Annotated in this window: 10 protein-coding genes; 2 read left to right on the top strand and 8 right to left on the bottom strand. The window is 59.8% G+C overall.

All coding sequences use genetic code 11. The features are described from left to right. Window positions 1-151: 151 nt before the first annotated feature. Complete coding sequence (locus QRN33_RS09830) at window positions 152-2,455, bottom strand: YgiQ family radical SAM protein (RefSeq protein WP_064363086.1); 2,304 nt, start codon at window positions 2,453-2,455, stop codon at window positions 152-154. 208 nt (window positions 2,456-2,663) lie between these two features. On the opposite strand from QRN33_RS09830, the gene QRN33_RS09825 reads away from it, so the two are divergent. Beyond that, window positions 2,664-5,276, top strand: coding sequence for a hypothetical protein (locus QRN33_RS09825; protein ID WP_285408286.1), 2,613 nt, complete (start codon window positions 2,664-2,666; stop codon window positions 5,274-5,276). A 373-nt stretch (window positions 5,277-5,649) separates the two neighbouring features. Continuing rightward, a complete protein-coding gene (locus tag QRN33_RS09820) occupies window positions 5,650-10,044 on the top strand; it encodes an NEL-type E3 ubiquitin ligase domain-containing protein (protein ID WP_285408285.1) in 4,395 nt (1,464 codons plus the stop codon). A gap of 42 nt (window positions 10,045-10,086) precedes the next feature. On the opposite strand, the gene dnaB is transcribed toward QRN33_RS09820, so the two are convergent. The 7 genes from dnaB to rnr all read right to left on the bottom strand — a co-directional run bounded on the left by dnaB (window position 10,087) and on the right by rnr (window position 17,379). Beyond that, window positions 10,087-11,484, bottom strand: a complete 1,398-nt coding sequence (dnaB, locus tag QRN33_RS09815) for a replicative DNA helicase (protein WP_016771936.1) — start codon at window positions 11,482-11,484, stop codon at window positions 10,087-10,089. A gap of 119 nt (window positions 11,485-11,603) precedes the next feature. After that, window positions 11,604-12,050 (bottom strand): 50S ribosomal protein L9, encoded by a 447-nt coding sequence (rplI, locus tag QRN33_RS09810; protein WP_003221136.1) that lies wholly within the window; start codon window positions 12,048-12,050, stop codon window positions 11,604-11,606. A gap of 18 nt (window positions 12,051-12,068) precedes the next feature. Next, a complete protein-coding gene (locus QRN33_RS09805; protein WP_042608968.1) occupies window positions 12,069-12,962 on the bottom strand; it encodes a hypothetical protein in 894 nt (297 codons plus the stop codon). Between the two features lie 36 nt (window positions 12,963-12,998). Beyond that, window positions 12,999-13,229 (bottom strand): 30S ribosomal protein S18, encoded by a 231-nt coding sequence (rpsR, locus tag QRN33_RS09800; protein ID WP_002551829.1) that lies wholly within the window; start codon window positions 13,227-13,229, stop codon window positions 12,999-13,001. 29 nt (window positions 13,230-13,258) lie between these two features. Further along, window positions 13,259-13,681, bottom strand: coding sequence for a 30S ribosomal protein S6 (rpsF, locus tag QRN33_RS09795; RefSeq protein ID WP_016771938.1), 423 nt, complete (start codon window positions 13,679-13,681; stop codon window positions 13,259-13,261). A gap of 306 nt (window positions 13,682-13,987) precedes the next feature. Next, complete coding sequence (gene rlmB, locus QRN33_RS09790; RefSeq protein ID WP_024011372.1) at window positions 13,988-14,752, bottom strand: 23S rRNA (guanosine(2251)-2'-O)-methyltransferase RlmB; 765 nt, start codon at window positions 14,750-14,752, stop codon at window positions 13,988-13,990. After that, a complete protein-coding gene (gene rnr / locus QRN33_RS09785; RefSeq protein ID WP_285408284.1) occupies window positions 14,749-17,379 on the bottom strand; it encodes a ribonuclease R in 2,631 nt (876 codons plus the stop codon). The genes rlmB and rnr overlap by 4 nt, the downstream gene beginning before the upstream one ends. Window positions 17,380-17,518: the final 139 nt, after the last annotated feature.

Raw genomic sequence — 17,518 nt, 5'->3', positions numbered from 1 at the left:
CTATGGGCGTAGATTACCGCCCTTTAGGAGTGTCCAGAATCATTAAGCCAGATCAGGTGAGGGGGATGGATCTTGGGGCCTGAATAAATCCAACGACAGAAATGCAAAACGCCAACCCGAAGGTTGGCGTTCTGTTCAGCTTAAGCAGTATTTAGCGCGGCACGACCGGCTTGCGCGTCGGCTTCGGTCCTTTGCCCTTCGCCGCATCCTTGCGCTCCTTGGCCGCCTGCTGGTTGCGGGCAAATGCCGCAGCCTTGGCCTGTTCACGCTTGTCCCACGGATTACCGCCATCACTGGCACGCGGCGGCAGGCCGGTGTGCTGGGTGAGGATCTTGGTGGTCTTCTCTTTGGCGACCTTGTGGCTGCCGGCCGGCGTCGAGTTCTTGCGACGGGCGCTCTGGTAGCTGTCGGTCGTCGGCTGATGCGCCGGAATCAACTGATCCTTGCCCGAACCGATCAGATCGGCGCGGCCCATGCGCACCAACGCTTCACGCAGCATCGGCCAGCCTTTCGGATCGTGGTAACGCAAGAACGCCTTGTGCAGGCGACGCTGCTCTTCGCTCTTGACGATGGTCACGCCGTCGCTCTTGTAGGTGACCTTGCGCAGCGGGTTCTTGCCCGAGTGGTACATCGCCGTGGCGGTGGCCATCGGCGACGGGTAGAACGCCTGCACCTGGTCGGCGCGGAAGCCGTTGCCCTTGAGCCACAGCGCGAGGTTCATCATGTCTTCGTCGGTGGTGCCCGGGTGGGCGGCGATGAAGTACGGAATCAGGTACTGCTCCTTGCCCGCTTCCTTGGTGTACTTCTCGAACATGCGCTTGAACTTGTCATAGCTGCCGATGCCCGGTTTCATCATCTGGTTGAGCGGGCCTTCCTCGGTGTGTTCCGGGGCGATCTTCAGGTAACCGCCGACGTGGTGGGTCACCAGCTCCTTGACGTACTCCGGCGACTCGACGGCGAGGTCGTAACGCAGGCCGGAGGCGATCAGAATCTTCTTCACACCCGGCAATGCACGGGCGCTGCGGTACAGCTGGATCAGCGACGAGTGGTCGGTGTTCAGGTTCGGGCAGATGCCGGGGAACACGCAGGAAGGCTTGCGGCACGCGGATTCGATTTCCGGGCTCTTGCAGGCGATGCGGTACATGTTCGCGGTCGGGCCGCCGAGGTCGGAAATGACGCCGGTGAAGCCCGGGACCTTGTCGCGGATCTCTTCGATTTCGCGAATGATCGACTCTTCGGAACGGTTCTGGATGATCCGCCCTTCGTGCTCGGTGATCGAGCAGAAGGTGCAGCCGCCAAAGCAGCCACGCATGATGTTCACCGAGAAACGGATCATGTCGTAGGCGGGGATCTTTTCCTTGCCGTACGCCGGGTGCGGCACCCGGGCGTACGGCATGCCGAACACGTAGTCCATTTCTTCGGTGGTCATCGGAATCGGCGGCGGGTTGAACCAGACATCGACCTCGCCATGCTTCTGCACCAGCGCACGGGCGTTGCCCGGGTTGGTTTCCAAATGCAGCACGCGGTTGGCGTGGGCGTACAGAACCGGGTCGTTTCGCACCTTCTCCATCGACGGCAGGCGGATCACGGTCTTGTCGCGGGTCATGCGCGGGCTGGCGAGGATCTGCACAACCTTGGCTTCCTGCGGATCTTCGACCGGGCCTTTTTCCTGCTCGATGGCGCAGGCCTGGGTGTCTTGTGTGTTGACGTACGGGTTGATGATCTTGTCGACCTTGCCCGGACGGTCGATGCGCGTGGAGTCGACTTCGTACCAGCCCTGCGGCGTGTCGCGACGGATGAACGCAGTGCCGCGGACATCGGTGATGTCTTCGATCTTGTGACCCCACGACAGCCGCTGGGCGACTTCAACGATGGCCCGCTCGGCGTTGCCGTACAGCAGAATGTCGGCGCTGGCGTCGATCAGGATCGAGTTGCGCACGCGATCCTGCCAATAGTCGTAGTGGGCGATGCGGCGCAGCGAGGCTTCGATGCCGCCGAGCACGATCGGCACGTGCTTGTAGGCTTCCTTGCAGCGCTGGCTGTAGACCAGGCTCGCGCGATCCGGACGCTTGCCGGCCATGCCGCCGGGCGTGTACGCGTCATCGGAGCGGATTTTCTTGTCCGCGGTGTAGCGGTTGATCATCGAGTCCATGTTGCCCGCCGCGACGCCGAAGAACAGGTTCGGCTCGCCGAGCTTCATGAAGTCGTCTTTGGACTGCCAGTTCGGCTGCGCGATGATCCCGACGCGGAAGCCTTGCGACTCCAGCAGCCGGCCGATGATTGCCATGCCGAACGACGGATGATCGACGTAGGCATCTCCGGTAACAATGATGATGTCACACGAATCCCAGCCAAGCTGATCCATCTCCTCCCTGCTCATCGGCAGGAATGGCGCTGGCCCGAAACATTCGGCCCAATATTTTGGATAGTCAAATAACGGCTTGGCTGCTTGCATGTCGACGACCGGTGTTGAAGTGAAAAATCGCGGGCGCGGAATATAGCACAAAAATTAACCAATTCCGACGGCAATGGTCGGTTTCTCTTACAACCACGTCGAGCCCGCCTGACAGCCCGTCACAGTGAAAAAAATCAGCGCTCCAATACAACATCCATTAGTCGAGCATCTGTGCCGACTGATGTGACAACCCTTCAAGGATGAAGCAATGTCACCCAAACAGCCCGCCAAGGGCAGCATCAAAGTCAATCCTCCGACCAGCCCGGATTCGCCGCAGCCAGGCCATAGCGGGCGAGCGCCACGGACGCAGCCTGAACCGTCCCTGTCCACCCCTCCTCCGGTGCGGCCGCTCGGCACTCACGGCACAGCCGGCCCTGAGCTGACAAGACAATCTCCAGTCGTCATCGCGCATGCGACTACGGGCTCGGTAGAAAGGGGCGCCACAGGGCCACAATCGCTGGAGCGCTATCGAATCCCGGCTCCTGAACGCTTGTCCCTCGCCAATACCGAGGGCTTGAGGACGTACAAAGGACGCGAATACGTCGATGTCGCGGATGGCGGCATCGTGTTGGTCGGAGTCGATCCGCAGACCGGCCTCTACCGCGCCCAACTCGCCGCCGAGCGGGTTGCCTCGGGTCCGCTCATGCTGCGTGACACTGGCAGCGGACTGTGGCATTCGCTCAACGACGGTGACGCCGTTACCTTGGCCGACACTCACCTGCAGACGTTTCACACGCCTGTGCCTATCACCGACGCCAAGGTCGACAGCGACGGGTTGGTGCGCCATGAGGGTCGGCTATACCTGACCCTGCACAATCACGTTTATCAGGTCATGCACGATGTGAGCGCCTCCACTGCGACACAAAAAGCCTGGCGTATCGTCAACCAGAAAGACCCCGTGGCAGCCGACAGCGCAAACATCTACCGGGCCAGCCGCAGCGCCGAGACGCGGCCGGTCAGGCGCGATGACGGCAGTCGCTGGGTCTATCACCTGCCAGACCTGAAGAAAGTCATTCAGGACGCAGAGATTGCGCGCTTGAGTAAAGATACGCTGATGCAGATGTATGAGCCTTTTCACAAGGCCCACACCGATTTGACCAACTCGTCGGCACGTCATAACACCCTCTGGGAAGAAACCCGGAAACTGCCAGAGGGCAGCGCAGAGCGAAACGCAAAATTGCTGAGCCTTGAAGTGCACCTGCTCAAGCATGTGCAAAAGCAGGCGGATTTCGTGGAATCGCTGGTGCTCAACAGGAAATGGCTGGTCCTTGCAAAAGCCGGCGGGTTGTTCAAGGAGGAACTGCACACCTTCCGCATAGAACGCGGCGAATTCCTCAACCGGCTCATGGCGGTCATGGACCTGAGGGTCAAGCCTACGATTTCCAGGCTGGATGCCGACAGTTGCAAAAAGATCATTCCTCACTTGAACAAGAAACTGAGGTTTATCGAAGAACGTGAAGTGGTGTTGGCAGAAATCAGAAAAGCCGCGCCTGGAGCGGAGCCGATACTCGAAGAAATCAGGCAGCAAGTACCGTCGGCCGAGCGCATCAACTTCAACAAGCTGACCCTTTACGTACACCTTTATGCGGGCACGCCAGACCATTCGCCCAATACCACCATGCCATCGCTTTCCTGTGTCGACCTGGTCACCGGAGACCTGAAAAACATTCCGCAACACGAGCACCCGATGGCGCTGCTCTTGAGCCTTGACCAGATCAGGGCGGACAGGTCCCGATTTGCAATGCAACTGGTCGCCAACGCTGACACCGATGCTGTGAAGGCCGGGTATCTCAGGGAAATCCTCAATCTGATTGATCCACTTGAGACGCGGATCGAAAACAGGCTCAGCGGCATTCTGGAATCGATCGGCCGCGATCGGGAACTGCCCGACATCGACCACGATATCGATTTCGATTTCCTGCCAGCGCAGCCCGACCCTTCCGAAAGTCCCCGCCCCCTGACACCGAGAAAAGTTTTCCGGGTCCGCCAACACGGCACCTACCGGGTTCTGGTCGGCGAAACGGAAACCGCTCAGGACGGCAATGTCATCGTCAGGGTTCCAGACCCGTTGCGCCCAGGCTCTCCCTCCGCCCGCTATGAAAAAAGACAGGGTGAATGGTTGCCAGTGCGACCGCCTATCGCCAGCACCCCAAGACCCCATCTGGTCGCCGAGGCGAAACGGTTACTGACCGATGTCGAACAACACGTTGCCAAGGCCAGGGTGGATGAAACGAGAAAAGCCAATCCGAGCGAGATTGTCGAAGACCTGAGCAAAGAAACCGAGCGTATGAACGAGCAGGCGAGACGCCTGGAAGGCCATGAGGACGCGCCCGGTGACCGCGAAATCCTCGACCTGGCTGCGCGTTTGCGAACCGCTGCCAAGTTACTGGAAGCTCATGGCCGAAGCGTTCTTGTGCGCATGTACAAGAACAGCGACGTGCTCGACATCATGCGTTTGAATTATCTGATGGATGCCGACGAAGTCAGCGTGAGCAAAACCGTTGATCGCAAGCAGTTGGGCAAAGGCAAGGGCAAGTCGTTTCTCGACGTTTATTCGATCACTGATCGCGCCAATGACGCACCGCTGTGGGAGGCACATTTCCACTATGACCAGCGCGACGCCCCGCCCCTGAGTTTCACCACACGGGGCGGCCACCTTAAAACCCTAGAACAGAGCCGACGCGGCATCGACGCTCAGCGCCGCGACGAACAGGCCGGCTTGCCGCACGTGGCGATCTGGCGCCAGACCTTCGATGGCAAGACCGCGAGCAAAATATTTGCACTGGCCAACCCGGCTGCTGTGCCCGCCAGGGCTGAGTGAAGGACTCAGGACAACACCATCCATCAGGCAATGACGCCGACCCTGCCATCAGTTCCCGTTCAGTCGGGCTGATGCGCAAACCCTGCAAGGATAGAAAGACATGCCCGTTAAATCGCCTCCCAGAGGAAACAGTTCCGGCAACCCCCCGGTTCGGCAAAACGCTGTGCCAGACGTGGACACCCCGCGTCTCGACCTGCCACTGCGCACAGCTTCAGAGATCTCGATACCCGGTGGGCAGTCATCACGACCGGGCCGCTTGCCAACGCCAGCCGATATCGACGCGATCGAGCCGGCACCAGGCGTCACGGTTCATCAGCCCGGGTCGCCCATTGATAATGCGCATGGGGCAAGCCAGTCCCTGGAGCACTACTGGGTGCCCGCGGCCAGCGGCTTGTCGGATCGCAACGTTGACGGTTTGAGAACGCACAAGGGCCGCCAGTACGTCGACGTGCCCGGTGGCGTCGTACTGGTCGGCAAGGATCCGGAAACGGGACTGTACAGAGCCAGACGGCCCAGCGAGTCCAGCCCCTCGGGCCCGGTGCTGCTGCGCGACTCCAGTTCAGGTGTCTGGCATGTGCTGGAACAATTCGAACCGATCGGTATCGCGTTGTCGGCCACCCGCCTGGAGGCATTCCGTACACCGCTGGACTTCAGCGGCTTGCAAAGCGGCAACGATGGTCTGCACCGGTTCAACGGCAAACTGTATGCGGTGATCGACAACCACAGCTATCAAGTGCTGCACGACGTTGATGCGTCAACCCCGTCGACGACGGTGATGCGTATCGTCCGTGCGCAGGATCCGGTTGCCCGCGACAGCGCCAATACGTATATCGCCACGCGTCCGGGGCGGTCGGAACCGATTATTTTCGATGCCCGCGAAGGCTGGCTGGGAACCGAGGTCGGCGGTGCCGGCGGCATGTTCCGTAGCGAGTCGGGCGCCCCCGCGCACCCAGGCCTGTTGCAACGGCTTGCCACGGCGGTCAATCGTTTGCGTACCCCTGAGTCGCGTGCACGAAAGCTCTTTCCGGCACTCGACAGCGAGGGAATCACTCGACTTCTGCGCTCGAAGGGGGAAAACGTCAGCAGCTTTCTGAGCCAGCGCGAGAATGAATACACGTTGCTCAAGGCAGAACTCGCTGCCTGGATCAAGAAGACTTCCCCAGAGTCCGCCACCGACCCTGTGCACCCCGCGGTGGAGCATGCGGTCGAAGAAATCAAACGCTGCTGGAAGCGCCAGACCGGGGAGACGCTGAAACTTGACCTGGGGGATGCAATCCTCGCCCCACTGACTGCCGATTTCAGCCATGTACGCACGCTGGAGTTGAAAGCGCTTGCCTGGACTGACAGCGCCAACACCTTCCTCGGCAGTTTTCCCAACCTCGAAAAACTCTCGGTGACCCACTCCTCTCTGGATAAGCTGCCCGCCGGCATTGCGAAGATGTCCGGTCTCAAAACCCTGGAGCTGAATTCCAATCACATCGAGCTGAGTGAGCAAACGGCGATAGAACTCGGCGCGCTCCACCAGCTCGAACAACTGGATCTATCGGGTAACCCGCTCGGAAAAACGCCGGACTTCAGCGGCATGTCGCAACTGCGGTCATTGAACCTGAGCAACGCCGGACTGCAGAGCTGGCCGAGCGGTCTGCGCGAGCAGGGGGCACTGCAGGTGGTCGACCTGCGCAACAACCAACTGCGCGAAATTCCCCAGGCGATCCTCAATCCGCCCAGCGATCAATTCTTGGCCAGCGCCCGTATCAACTCGGTCACCCTGATTGAAGGCAACCCCTTCCCCGCCGGCTATTGGCGAACCCTCGAAGTGTACTGGCGGCGTGTGGCGAACGATTTTCCATCGATGCGCACTGACTCTCGTGCAGATGCGTTCAGACTGGATGGGGAAATTCCTGAATTAGCGATGGTACGACGCATGTACCCGGACAAGGATGTGCAAGCCGCCAGGGAGTATCTGATTGGCCTGGGTGATGGCGCCGAGACTCGGATAGCCCAACGGATTGCCGGTTTCGAACTGCTGGAAACGCAACTGCAAGCCTATATAGCCGACAGTCAACCCGGCCCGGCCAGCGTCATGGGGCCGGACAGGATCAACGCAACGCGCCTGGCGAGAATCATCAGAGGCTGCTGGCTCGGCGACTCGGATGGCGTGCTGAAACTGCCACCGATGTACGGCCCGCTGCCGTTGCTGACCGTGGACTTCAGTCACGTCAGAACCCTCGAACTCGACTCGGTGATCTGGTCGGACACGGCCACTACTCTGCTGTCCAACTGCCCCAATCTGCAAAGCCTGACCATCGTCCACTCAGGCCTTGAAAAATTACCCGCCAGGATTGCCGAGCTGGACAAACTCAGCCATCTGAACCTGAGTTCAAACCGGATAAAGCTGGATGAGCAAAGCGCTTCGGCAGTGAGTGCATCGCATCAGTTGAAACACATCGATCTGTCCAACAACCAACTGCGTACAGTGCCCGACTTCAGCGCCATGCCCGGCTTGCAGGTCTTGAACCTGAAAAACACCGGCCTCAATCAGTGGCCGGTCGGGCTGCTGGATAAAACCGGCTTGACCAGCCTGGACCTGCGCGACAATCGCTTGAGCGAGGTTCCCCAGGCGAACCTCAACCCGACACCCGAGACGCTGTCCGTTGTCGCGCGAATCAACAATGTCACGCGGCTAGAAGGCAACGACTTTCCGGCTGCGTACTGGCGAAAATTCGACAGCTACTGGAAGCGCCTCAAAGAATCTCACCCCGAACTGATGGAGCCCGCCCACCCCGCCGTGTTCGATAGCGAAAACTCGAGGGCGCAACGCTATCGAACTCTGTATCCGGCCAAAACCATTAAAGAGTGCAGAGAATTCATCTGGAATCATGACCGAGGCACCGTTGCCCCGCGCTTGCTCGCGCTGGAACAAGAGTTCGAACAGCTGAAAGGCCAGCTCGACGATTGGGTGTTTTCCGGCGCTGGCAACAGGCAGCATTACGTGCGTGCCAATGAACTGCAAATCAACGCCATGACCCGCAATGACCGCACCACCGCGCGAGATCGAATCATCAGTTGCTGGCGGCGTGAAACGGCGCAGGTGCACGCCTTTGATGGCTCGCCAATTGGCCTGGAACTTGACTTGAGCGGCCTGACCTTGCCGACGCTGCCGGATCTGAGCATGGACTTCAGTCACGTTGGCTCACTGCGGTTGAGAGGAATGAGCCTGACGGCGTCTCCGGAAGGTTTCCTCACCCGCTTTCGTCATGTGCGCTGGCTCGACATGTCGAGCAACGGGCTGGGGGACTTACCGCCGGCCGTGGGCGAAATGCATGGGATGACGCGGCTGTTCTTGCAGAACAACCAACTTGAACTCAACGCGGAAACGGCGCAAATACTGGCCGAACGCACTACCCTCAGAGCACTCTGGATAGACAATAATCCGCATCTTGGCGTGCTACCGGACTTCAGCCAGATCCCCGATATGCGTGAAGCCAGTCTGGCGAATACCGGAATCTCACAGTGGCCGACCGGCCTGTTCGATCAACCCAGGCTGACCAGAATCGATCTGAGCGACAATCAGATCACCACGATTCCTGAGTTTGTCACCCCAGTGGCCGTCGAGCGCCTGGCGCATTCGGTTCAGGTCAACAGTGGCACGCTGGTGAGCAATAACCCGTTGTCTGACGCCAGCCGCCTGCAGTTGCAAGCCTACGGCGAGCGACTGAGGCTGGCGAGAACGCCACTGAACCGAAGATCCAACCTGATCTCGACGTCTGTCACCGTTACCCGGCGCCCCATTACAAGAAACAACATGGAACCGGACCCCCAATGGACCGCGGGATTAACCGTCGATGAAGTCTCCCGCAGAAATGCGCAATGGCGCACATTGCGCGAACATGAAGGCTCGGACGGCTTCTTCAACATCCTGGCAAGCCGCGTTCACCACGCCGATTTCCGGCGCCAGGCCTGGGACGTGATCGATGTCATCAGCCAAGATAATCAACAGTCGCGAACCTTGCGCAGGGAGCTGTTCGCTCGCGCATGCGAAGCCGGTTGCACTGACCTCGCCGCAGCGACGTTCACCGACCTGCAGGTGCTGGCCATGACGCACAAGGCTCGCGTGCAGGCCAGACAGGACCTGCAGGGCGGGCCATTGGTGGAATTGTCCAAAGGATTGTTTCGTTTGAAGCACGTTGACGAGATTGCGGCAGCAGAGATCGCGTCGAGCAAGGCAATCATCGACAATCCGGCAACATCCCCGGAGCTGCGAAACAGCCACAGCCTGCGCATCCGCGATCCCCATGAAATGACCATGGCTTATCGCTTTGGCCTCAAGGATCGGCTGCAATTACCGTTTCAACCGCAATCCCTCACTTTTATCGGCATGGCCGGGGTGACTCCGGCCATGCTGGAGGTGGCTTATAAAAAGGTCATTGCGCTGGACGGTTCGCCTGAAGAATTTCAGGCGCTGGTATCGATGGATTTCTGGCAGGACTTCATCGTTCACAAATACCAGGCGCAATTCGATGCGAGCCGCCAGCCGTTTCAGGATCGGCAAGAGATGCTGGACAGCCAGTCAGCGCAACGCCTGCTGACCGACGCTCAATACAGATCAAAAACCGATGATGTGACGGCGCAGCTGGCGATTGTCGAAGCGACTTTGATTCAAACGCTGACGCGCAAGGAACTGCAGCCCCGAGCGACCATCGAGGCACCTGCTGTCGACGGCACGCCTGCGGATGAAAGTCCGGGACCAAGCGGCGCGACTGGGTAAGCGGTGCAGCGTGACAGCGGGCCGATCGATTTCGGCCTGCTGTCACTCGTCGTCGTCGAAGTTGTAGCTGCCAGGCGCAAGGTTTTCAAAACGCGTGTACTTGCCGATGAACGCCAGCCGAATGAACCCGATCGGACCGTTACGCTGCTTGCCGATGATGATTTCGGCGATGCCCTTGTGCTCGGTTTCCGGGTGATACACCTCGTCACGGTAAACGAACATGATCACGTCGGCGTCCTGCTCGATCGCTCCGGATTCCCGCAAGTCGGAGTTCACCGGGCGCTTGTTGGGACGTTGTTCAAGGGAACGGTTGAGCTGCGACAGGGCGACTACCGGGCAGTTGAATTCCTTGGCCAGCGCTTTCAGCGATCGCGAAATCTCGGAGATCTCGTTGGTTCGGTTGTCACCGCTGGACCCGGGGATCTGCATCAGTTGCAGGTAGTCGATCATGATCAGACCGACGTCGCCATGCTCACGCACCAGGCGCCGGGTTCGCGCCCGCATTTCCGAAGGACTGATACCCGCGGTGTCATCGATGAACAGTTTGCGATCGTTGAGCAGGTTGACGGCCGAAGTCAGGCGCGGCCAGTCATCGTCTTCGAGCTGACCGGAACGCACCTTGGTCTGGTCGATCCGGCCGAGCGACGACAGCATACGCATGATCAGCGATTCGCCTGGCATCTCGAGGGAGTAGACCAGCACCGCTTTCTCGCTGCGCAACACGGCGTTTTCCACCAGGTTCATTGCGAAGGTGGTCTTACCCATCGACGGACGGCCGGCGACGATAATCAGGTCGGACGGCTGCAAGCCGCTGGTTTTCTCGTCGAGATCCGTGTAGCCGGTGGACAGGCCGGTGATCGCGTCTGCGGTGTTGAACAGGGTATCGATGCGGTCGATGGCCTTGGTCAGCAGCTCGTTGACGCCGACCGGGCCGCCGGTCTTCGGCCGCGCTTCGGCGATCTGGAAGATCTGCCGTTCGGCTTCGTCGAGGATTTCTTCGGCAGTACGGCCTTCCGGGTTGAAGGCGCTGTCGGCGATCTCGGTGCTGATCCCGATCAGTTGGCGCAACGTCGCACGCTGGCGGACGATCTGCGCATAGGCCTTGATGTTGGCGACGGACGGCGTGTTTTTCGCCAGTTCGCCAAGATAGCCGAGGCCGCCGACTTGCGACGTCTGACCTTCCTTGTCCAATTGCTCGGCAAGGGTCACGACGTCGATCGGCGAGTTCTGATCGGCCAGTTTGGCGATGGCACGGAAGATCAGGCGGTGGTCATGTCGATAGAAATCGCCGTCGGAGACTTGATCGAGCACGCGTTCCCAGGCGTTGTTGTCCAGCATCAGACCACCGAGTACGGCCTGTTCGGCCTCGATGGAATGCGGCGGCACCTTCAGGGCAGCGGTTTGCAGATCGTATTGCTCGGGAGCGGAGATATCGTTCATGGCCACTTGAGTATTAGTGAAAAGCGGGGAATTCAGAAAGACAAAGGGCACGACCTGTAAACAGGATCGTGCCCGATGTTAACCGTCTGACGGACAAGCCGCCAGCCGATCGATGTTGCTTAAGCTGCTACCACGACAACGCGTACGGTGGCTTCAACTTCGGCGTGCAGGTGCACGGCCACGTCGAATTCACCCACGTTGCGGATGGTGCCGTTCGGCAGACGAACTTCGCTCTTCTGCACTTCAACGCCGGAAGCGGTCAGTGCGTCAGCGATGTCGTGAGTACCGATCGAACCGAACAGCTTGCCTTCGTCGCCAGCGGTGGCAGTGATGGTCACTTCCAGCTCGGCCAGTTGGGCAGCACGGCTTTCAGCCGATGCCTTACGGTCTGCGGCAGCTTTTTCCAGCTCGGCGCGACGCTCTTCGAACGCAGCCAGGTTGGCAGCGGTCGCAGCGGTAGCCTTGCCGAAAGGCAGCAGGTAGTTACGGCCGTAACCGGCCTTAACGTTTACTTTGTCGCCCAGGTTGCCCAGGTTGGCGATTTTTTCCAGAAGGATCAGTTGCATGTGAAAATCCTCTAACTTTTAACCTTCACCGTTCGCGCTGTCGGTGTCTTTCGACACGTGACGACCGCGAAAATCAATCAGGCTGTCGACAATGGCCAGAACCACGAGCAACGGATAGATCAGCTGCATGAACAACAGCAGCGTGACGTACAACCCCACCAGCCAGAAACCGGCCAGTCGCTTCTGCCCGACCAGCCCATGAATCAGGGCCAGCCCGGCGAACACCAGCGGTACACTGCACAACGGCGTCAACATGGCCATCTGTGCACCGAGATTCGGGCCCAGAAGCATCAACGCCAGCAGTAACATCGCCGGCCCCAGCGGGATGCGGATGGCGCGAAACTCGCGACCGAAACCACCCGGGTTGTACAACAACGCCTGCCAATGCCGCCCGACAATCAGGCTCAGCACGCTGACGATCTGCAACAAGGCCGCAATCAGTCCGGTCAGGACCGGTGCAATCAGGGACGCGAAACGCGCTTGCTCATCGACCGACAATTGCTTGTAGGTCTCACCGAGAAGCGCCGGCATGACCTTTATAAGGGCCTGTGCGAGCATCTCGATCTGGGCCGCAAACGCGACCCCGAGCACCACTGAAAACACCACTCCGATCACTACGCTGACCAGCAGCGTACGGACCCAGGATTCGCTTGCGCGCAAAACCAACGCAAGCACCGCAGACCCCAGCAGCACCAGAAGTGCCCGTGGGTCGTCGGCATACAGCCACCAGATCAAGGCTGGCAGCAGTCCCAGGGACAGAACGCCAAGGGCGTCCGCCAATCCGCGCCGCAGCAGCACAAGGCTCCCGGCGGCAGCACCCAACCAATACAACAACGGCAATGTTGCACATCCGGCCACCACGAGAGTGGCCTGCATTCGGCCTCGCATGATGAACTCAGCTAAGGCGCGCATGCATTCAATCCTTTGCTACTTGTCGACTGCCCGGTCTCAGCGGCCGTGGCTGTCGGTGTAGGCCAGCAGGGCCAGGAAGCGGGCGCGCTTGATAGCGGTGGCCAGCTGACGCTGATAACGAGCTTTGGTACCGGTGATGCGGCTTGGAACGATTTTGCCGGTCTCGGATACGTAGGCTTTCAGAGTGTTGAGATCTTTGTAATCGATCTCTTTCACGTCTTCAGCGGTGAAGCGGCAGAATTTACGACGACGGAAGAAACGTGCCATTTGATAGGCTCCTTAATAAGGTCCGTGGATTACTCGTCAGCGTTATCGCTGTTGTCGCTGTCATCACTGTCGGTGCCTTCGGCGCCTTCGTGCTCAGGACGGTCGCGACGCTCACGGCGCTCACTGCGGTTTTCTTCAGCCTTGAGCATCTCGGACTGGCCGGTAACGGCTTCGTCGCGACGGATGACCAGGTTACGGATCACTGCATCGTTGTAGCGGAAGTTGTCTTCCAGCTCGGCCAGGGCCTTGCCAGTGCACTCAACGTTCAGCATCACGTAGTGAGCCTTGTGAACATTGTTGATTGCGTAGGCCAGTTGACGACGGCCCCAGTCTTCCAGACGGTGGATTTTGCCGCCGTCTTCTTCGATCAGCTTGGTGTAACGCTCAACCATGCCGCCGACTTGCTCGCTCTGATCCGGGTGGACCAGAAAGATGATTTCGTAATGACGCATGAATGCTCCTTACGGGTTGTAGCCTGCCGCTCAAAAACGGTCAGACAAGGAGTGAATGACACTTATGGACTTGCTGGCGCGGGGCACATGCGTGCCTGCCGTCACAGCAAGGGGCGCAATTGTAGAGAAGGGACTGCGGGGGCGCAAGGCAATTGGTGATTATTTGAACAACCACCGATCTTCGCCTTGGCGCAAAGCAATGTAGGAGTGAGCCTGCTCGCGATGAGGGTGCAACATTCAACTTATGTGCTGAATGTAACTCCGCTATCGCGAGCAGGCTCACTCCTACAATTGATTGCGTGAAGCTTATTTTTTCGCGGCAGCCTTGGCCTTCGCCCCGCGCTGGCGCTGGGCCTCGAACAGGCACACGCCGGTGGCGACCGAGACGTTGAGGCTGCTGACGCTGCCGGCCATCGGCAGGTTTACCAGATAGTCGCAATGCTCACGGGTCAGGCGACGCATGCCTTTGCCTTCGGCGCCCATGATCAGGATGGTCGGGCCGGTCAGGTCCTGGTCATAAATGCTGACCTCGGCTTCACCGGCCGTGCCGACTACCCAGAGGCCGCGCTGCTGAAGCTTTTCCAGCGTGCGTGCCAGGTTGGTCACGGCCACCAATGGAATCACTTCCGCTGCTCCGCAGGCGACTTTACGCACAACCGGGGTCAACGTGGCCGACTTGTCTTTCGGCACGATCACCGCCAGCGCCCCGGCCGCATCGGCCGAACGCAGGCAGGCGCCGAGGTTGTGCGGATCGGTCACGCCGTCGAGTACCAGCAACAGCGGCGCGCCTTCAGTACGATCGAGCAACTCGTCGAGCATTGCCTCGCCCCAGACCTGGCTCGGACTGACTTCCGCGACCACACCCTGATGCACGCCCTCAACCCAGGCGTCCATTTCGCGACGCTCGGCCTGGCCGACCTGCACACGGTTTTCGTTGGCCAGTTCGACCAGCGTCTGCACGCGCGGATCGTTGCGGCTTTCCGCCAGCCAGATCTGCTTGACGCGTTTGGGGTGGTGACGCAGCAACGCTTCTACCGCGTGAACGCCGTAGATTTTTTCCAACTGACTCATGACTTCGCCTTCGGTTTACGCGCCCCGCCGCTTTTGGCTGGAGCGGAACCCGCTTTTGGCGGGCCCTTACGGTGTTTGCTCGGCTTGGCTGGCTTGCCGTCGGTCGCCCTGTCAGACGCCGACCGCCCGGTCTTTCCCCCGGACGCCGCTTTACCACCGTTTTTCGCATCGGCCAGCAAGGCCTTCTTCAATTCACGGCTTTTGCGCAGCTCGGCGTTTTTCGCCACGGCATCGCTCGGGCGATAGGCTTCGGCAACCTTTTCCTTGGCCGGACGACGGCTGGCGGTTTTCGCTGGAGCCTTTTCTTCCGAAGCCTTGGCAGCAGGCGCAGCAGTTTCGGCGCCACGTTTCTTGCGACCGATCGGCGCGCTGATGGTTTTTTCCGCCATCTCGAAGTCGATCTTGCGTTCGTCGAGATCAACGCGCATGACCCGCACTTCAACGGTGTCGCCAAGACGGAAACTGCGACCGGTACGCTCGCCCGCCAAGCGGTGATGCACTGGATCGAAATGGTAGTAATCGCCCGGCAGCGCGGTGACGTGCACCAGACCTTCGACGTAGATGTCGGTCAATTCGACGAACAGGCCAAAACCGGTCACAGCGGTGATCACGCCCGGGAACGACTCGCCGACGCGATCCTTCATGAACTCGCACTTGAGCCAGTTCACCACGTCGCGGGTCGCTTCGTCGGCGCGGCGTTCGCTCATCGAGCACTGCTCGCCGAGTTGCTCCAGCGCCGCTTCGTCGTACGGATAGATGCGCGCCTTGGGAATGGTCATCGCACCGGCACGACGAACGTGCGGGGTGTCGTGTTTGGAATGGATCACGCTACGGATCGCGCGGTGCGTGAGCAGGTCCGGGTAACGACGGATCGGCGAGGTGAAGTGGGTATAGGCTTCGTAATTCAGGCCGAAGTGACCGTCATTTTCAGCGCTGTACACCGCCTGGCTCAAGGAACGCAGCATCACGGTCTGGATCAAATGGAAATCCGGACGATCCTTGATGCTGGCCAGCAGGGCCTGGTAATCCTTCGGCGACGGACCGTCCTTGCCCTTGTGCAGGGACAGGCCGAGCTCACCCAGGAAAGCGCGCAGCTTTTCCAGACGCTCTGGCGGCGGGCCGGCGTGAACGCGATACAACGCAGGAATTTCGTGCTTCTTGAGGAATTCGGCGGTGGCGACGTTGGCCGCCAGCATGCATTCCTCGATCAGCTTGTGCGCATCGTTGCGCACGGTCGGACGGATTTCGGCAATCTTGCGCTCCGAGCCGAAGATGATCCGGGTTTCCTGGGTCTCGAAATCGATCGCGCCACGCACATGACGGGCAGCCAGCAATACTTTGTACAACGCGTAGAGCTGCTTGAGGTGCGGCACGACGTCGGTGTATTCGCCACGCAATTTGCGCGCTTCGGTAGCTTTCGGCGTTTCCAGCATCGCGCTGACCTTGTTGTAGGTCAGACGGGCGTGCGAATGGATCACTGCCTCATAAAAGCAGTAGTCGGTCATTTCGCCGGACTTGGAGATGGTCATCTCGCAGACCATGGCCAGACGATCGACCTGCGGGTTCAGCGAGCACAGGCCGTTGGACAGCTGTTCCGGCAGCATCGGGATCACGCGCTCGGGGAAATACACCGAGTTGCCGCGAACCTGAGCCTCGTTATCCAGCGCCGAGCCGATCTTCACATAACTGGAAACGTCGGCAATCGCCACGTACAACTTCCAGCCACCGGAGAACAGACGCAGTTTGCCCGGTTTGGCTTCGCAGTAGACCGCGTCGTCGAAGTCGCGGGCATCTTCGCCGTCAATGGTGACGAACGGCAAATGGCGCAGGTCGATGCGCTTCTCTTTGTCCTTCTCTTCGACTTCCGGCTTGAGCTTGCCGGCTTCCTTCAGAACGGCTTCAGGCCAGACGTGCGGAATGTCGTAAGTGCGCAGGGCAACATCGATTTCCATGCCCGGCGCCATGTAGTTGCCGACCACTTCGACCACATCGCCCTGAGGCTGGAAGCGCGGCGTTGGCCAGTGGGTGATCTTCACCTCGACGAACTGACCGATCTGCGCGTTGGCATTGCGGCCCGGGGTGACGAGCACTTCCTGCTGGATCTTCGGATTGTCGGCAACGACGAAACCGATGCCGCCTTCTTCGAAGTAGCGGCCGACGATCGTTTCATGAGCGCGGGATACCACTTCGACGATCACGCCTTCGCGGCGACCACGCCGGTCGAGCCCGGAAACCCGCGCCAGTGCGCGGTCACCGTCGAACACCAGGCGCATTTGCGCCGGGCTCATGAACAGGTCGTCGCTGCCGTCGTCCGGCACGAGGAAGCCGAAGCCGTCACGGTGACCGCTGATGCGGCCGAGGATCAGGTCGAGCTTGTCCACCGGCGCGTAAGTGCCGCGGCGGGTGTAGATCAATTGAGCGTCGCGCTCCATAGCGCGCAAGCGGCGGCGCAGGGCCTCGATCTGGTCTTCTGTGGTCAGACCAAACTCTTCGACCAGTTGCTCGCGGGCAGCAGGCGAACCCCGATCGGCGAGGTGCGCCAGGATCAGTTCGCGGCTGGGAATAGGGTTTTCGTATTTTTCCGCTTCACGAGCGGCCTCGGGATCGAGGGACTGCCAATCGGCCATTAGAGAGTTTTCACCTTGTCTATATGCGGGTTAGTTTGGCATAGGCGCCGGGAAACGGGAAATTTCCGACTCTATAAGGCCTTACAAGGCCCTGTATCGACGCGCAGATACGCTTTTGAACGCCGCTGGTAAAAAAATT

The sequence above is a fragment of the Pseudomonas sp. FR229a genome (assembly GCF_030209115.1).
Taxonomy (GTDB): Bacteria; Pseudomonadota; Gammaproteobacteria; order Pseudomonadales; family Pseudomonadaceae; genus Aquipseudomonas; species Aquipseudomonas moraviensis_A.
The sequence above is the reverse complement of the archived record's forward strand: the minus strand, read 5'-3'. Positions and strand labels throughout refer to the sequence as shown.

Excerpts from the sequence above, each read along its gene's own strand:
- QRN33_RS09830 (WP_064363086.1), bottom strand. The coding sequence starts at position 2,455 with ATGCAAGCAGCCAAGCCGTTATTTGACTATCCAAAATATTGGGCCGAA.
- QRN33_RS09825 (WP_285408286.1), top strand. The coding sequence starts at position 2,664 with ATGTCACCCAAACAGCCCGCCAAGGGCAGCATCAAAGTCAATCCTCCG.
- dnaB (WP_016771936.1), bottom strand. The coding sequence starts at position 11,484 with ATGAACGATATCTCCGCTCCCGAGCAATACGATCTGCAAACCGCTGCC.
- rplI (WP_003221136.1), bottom strand. The coding sequence starts at position 12,050 with ATGCAACTGATCCTTCTGGAAAAAATCGCCAACCTGGGCAACCTGGGC.
- QRN33_RS09805 (WP_042608968.1), bottom strand. The coding sequence starts at position 12,962 with ATGCGCGCCTTAGCTGAGTTCATCATGCGAGGCCGAATGCAGGCCACT.
- rpsR (WP_002551829.1), bottom strand. The coding sequence starts at position 13,229 with ATGGCACGTTTCTTCCGTCGTCGTAAATTCTGCCGCTTCACCGCTGAA.
- rpsF (WP_016771938.1), bottom strand. The coding sequence starts at position 13,681 with ATGCGTCATTACGAAATCATCTTTCTGGTCCACCCGGATCAGAGCGAG.
- rlmB (WP_024011372.1), bottom strand. The coding sequence starts at position 14,752 with ATGAGTCAGTTGGAAAAAATCTACGGCGTTCACGCGGTAGAAGCGTTG.
- rnr (WP_285408284.1), bottom strand. The coding sequence starts at position 17,379 with ATGGCCGATTGGCAGTCCCTCGATCCCGAGGCCGCTCGTGAAGCGGAA.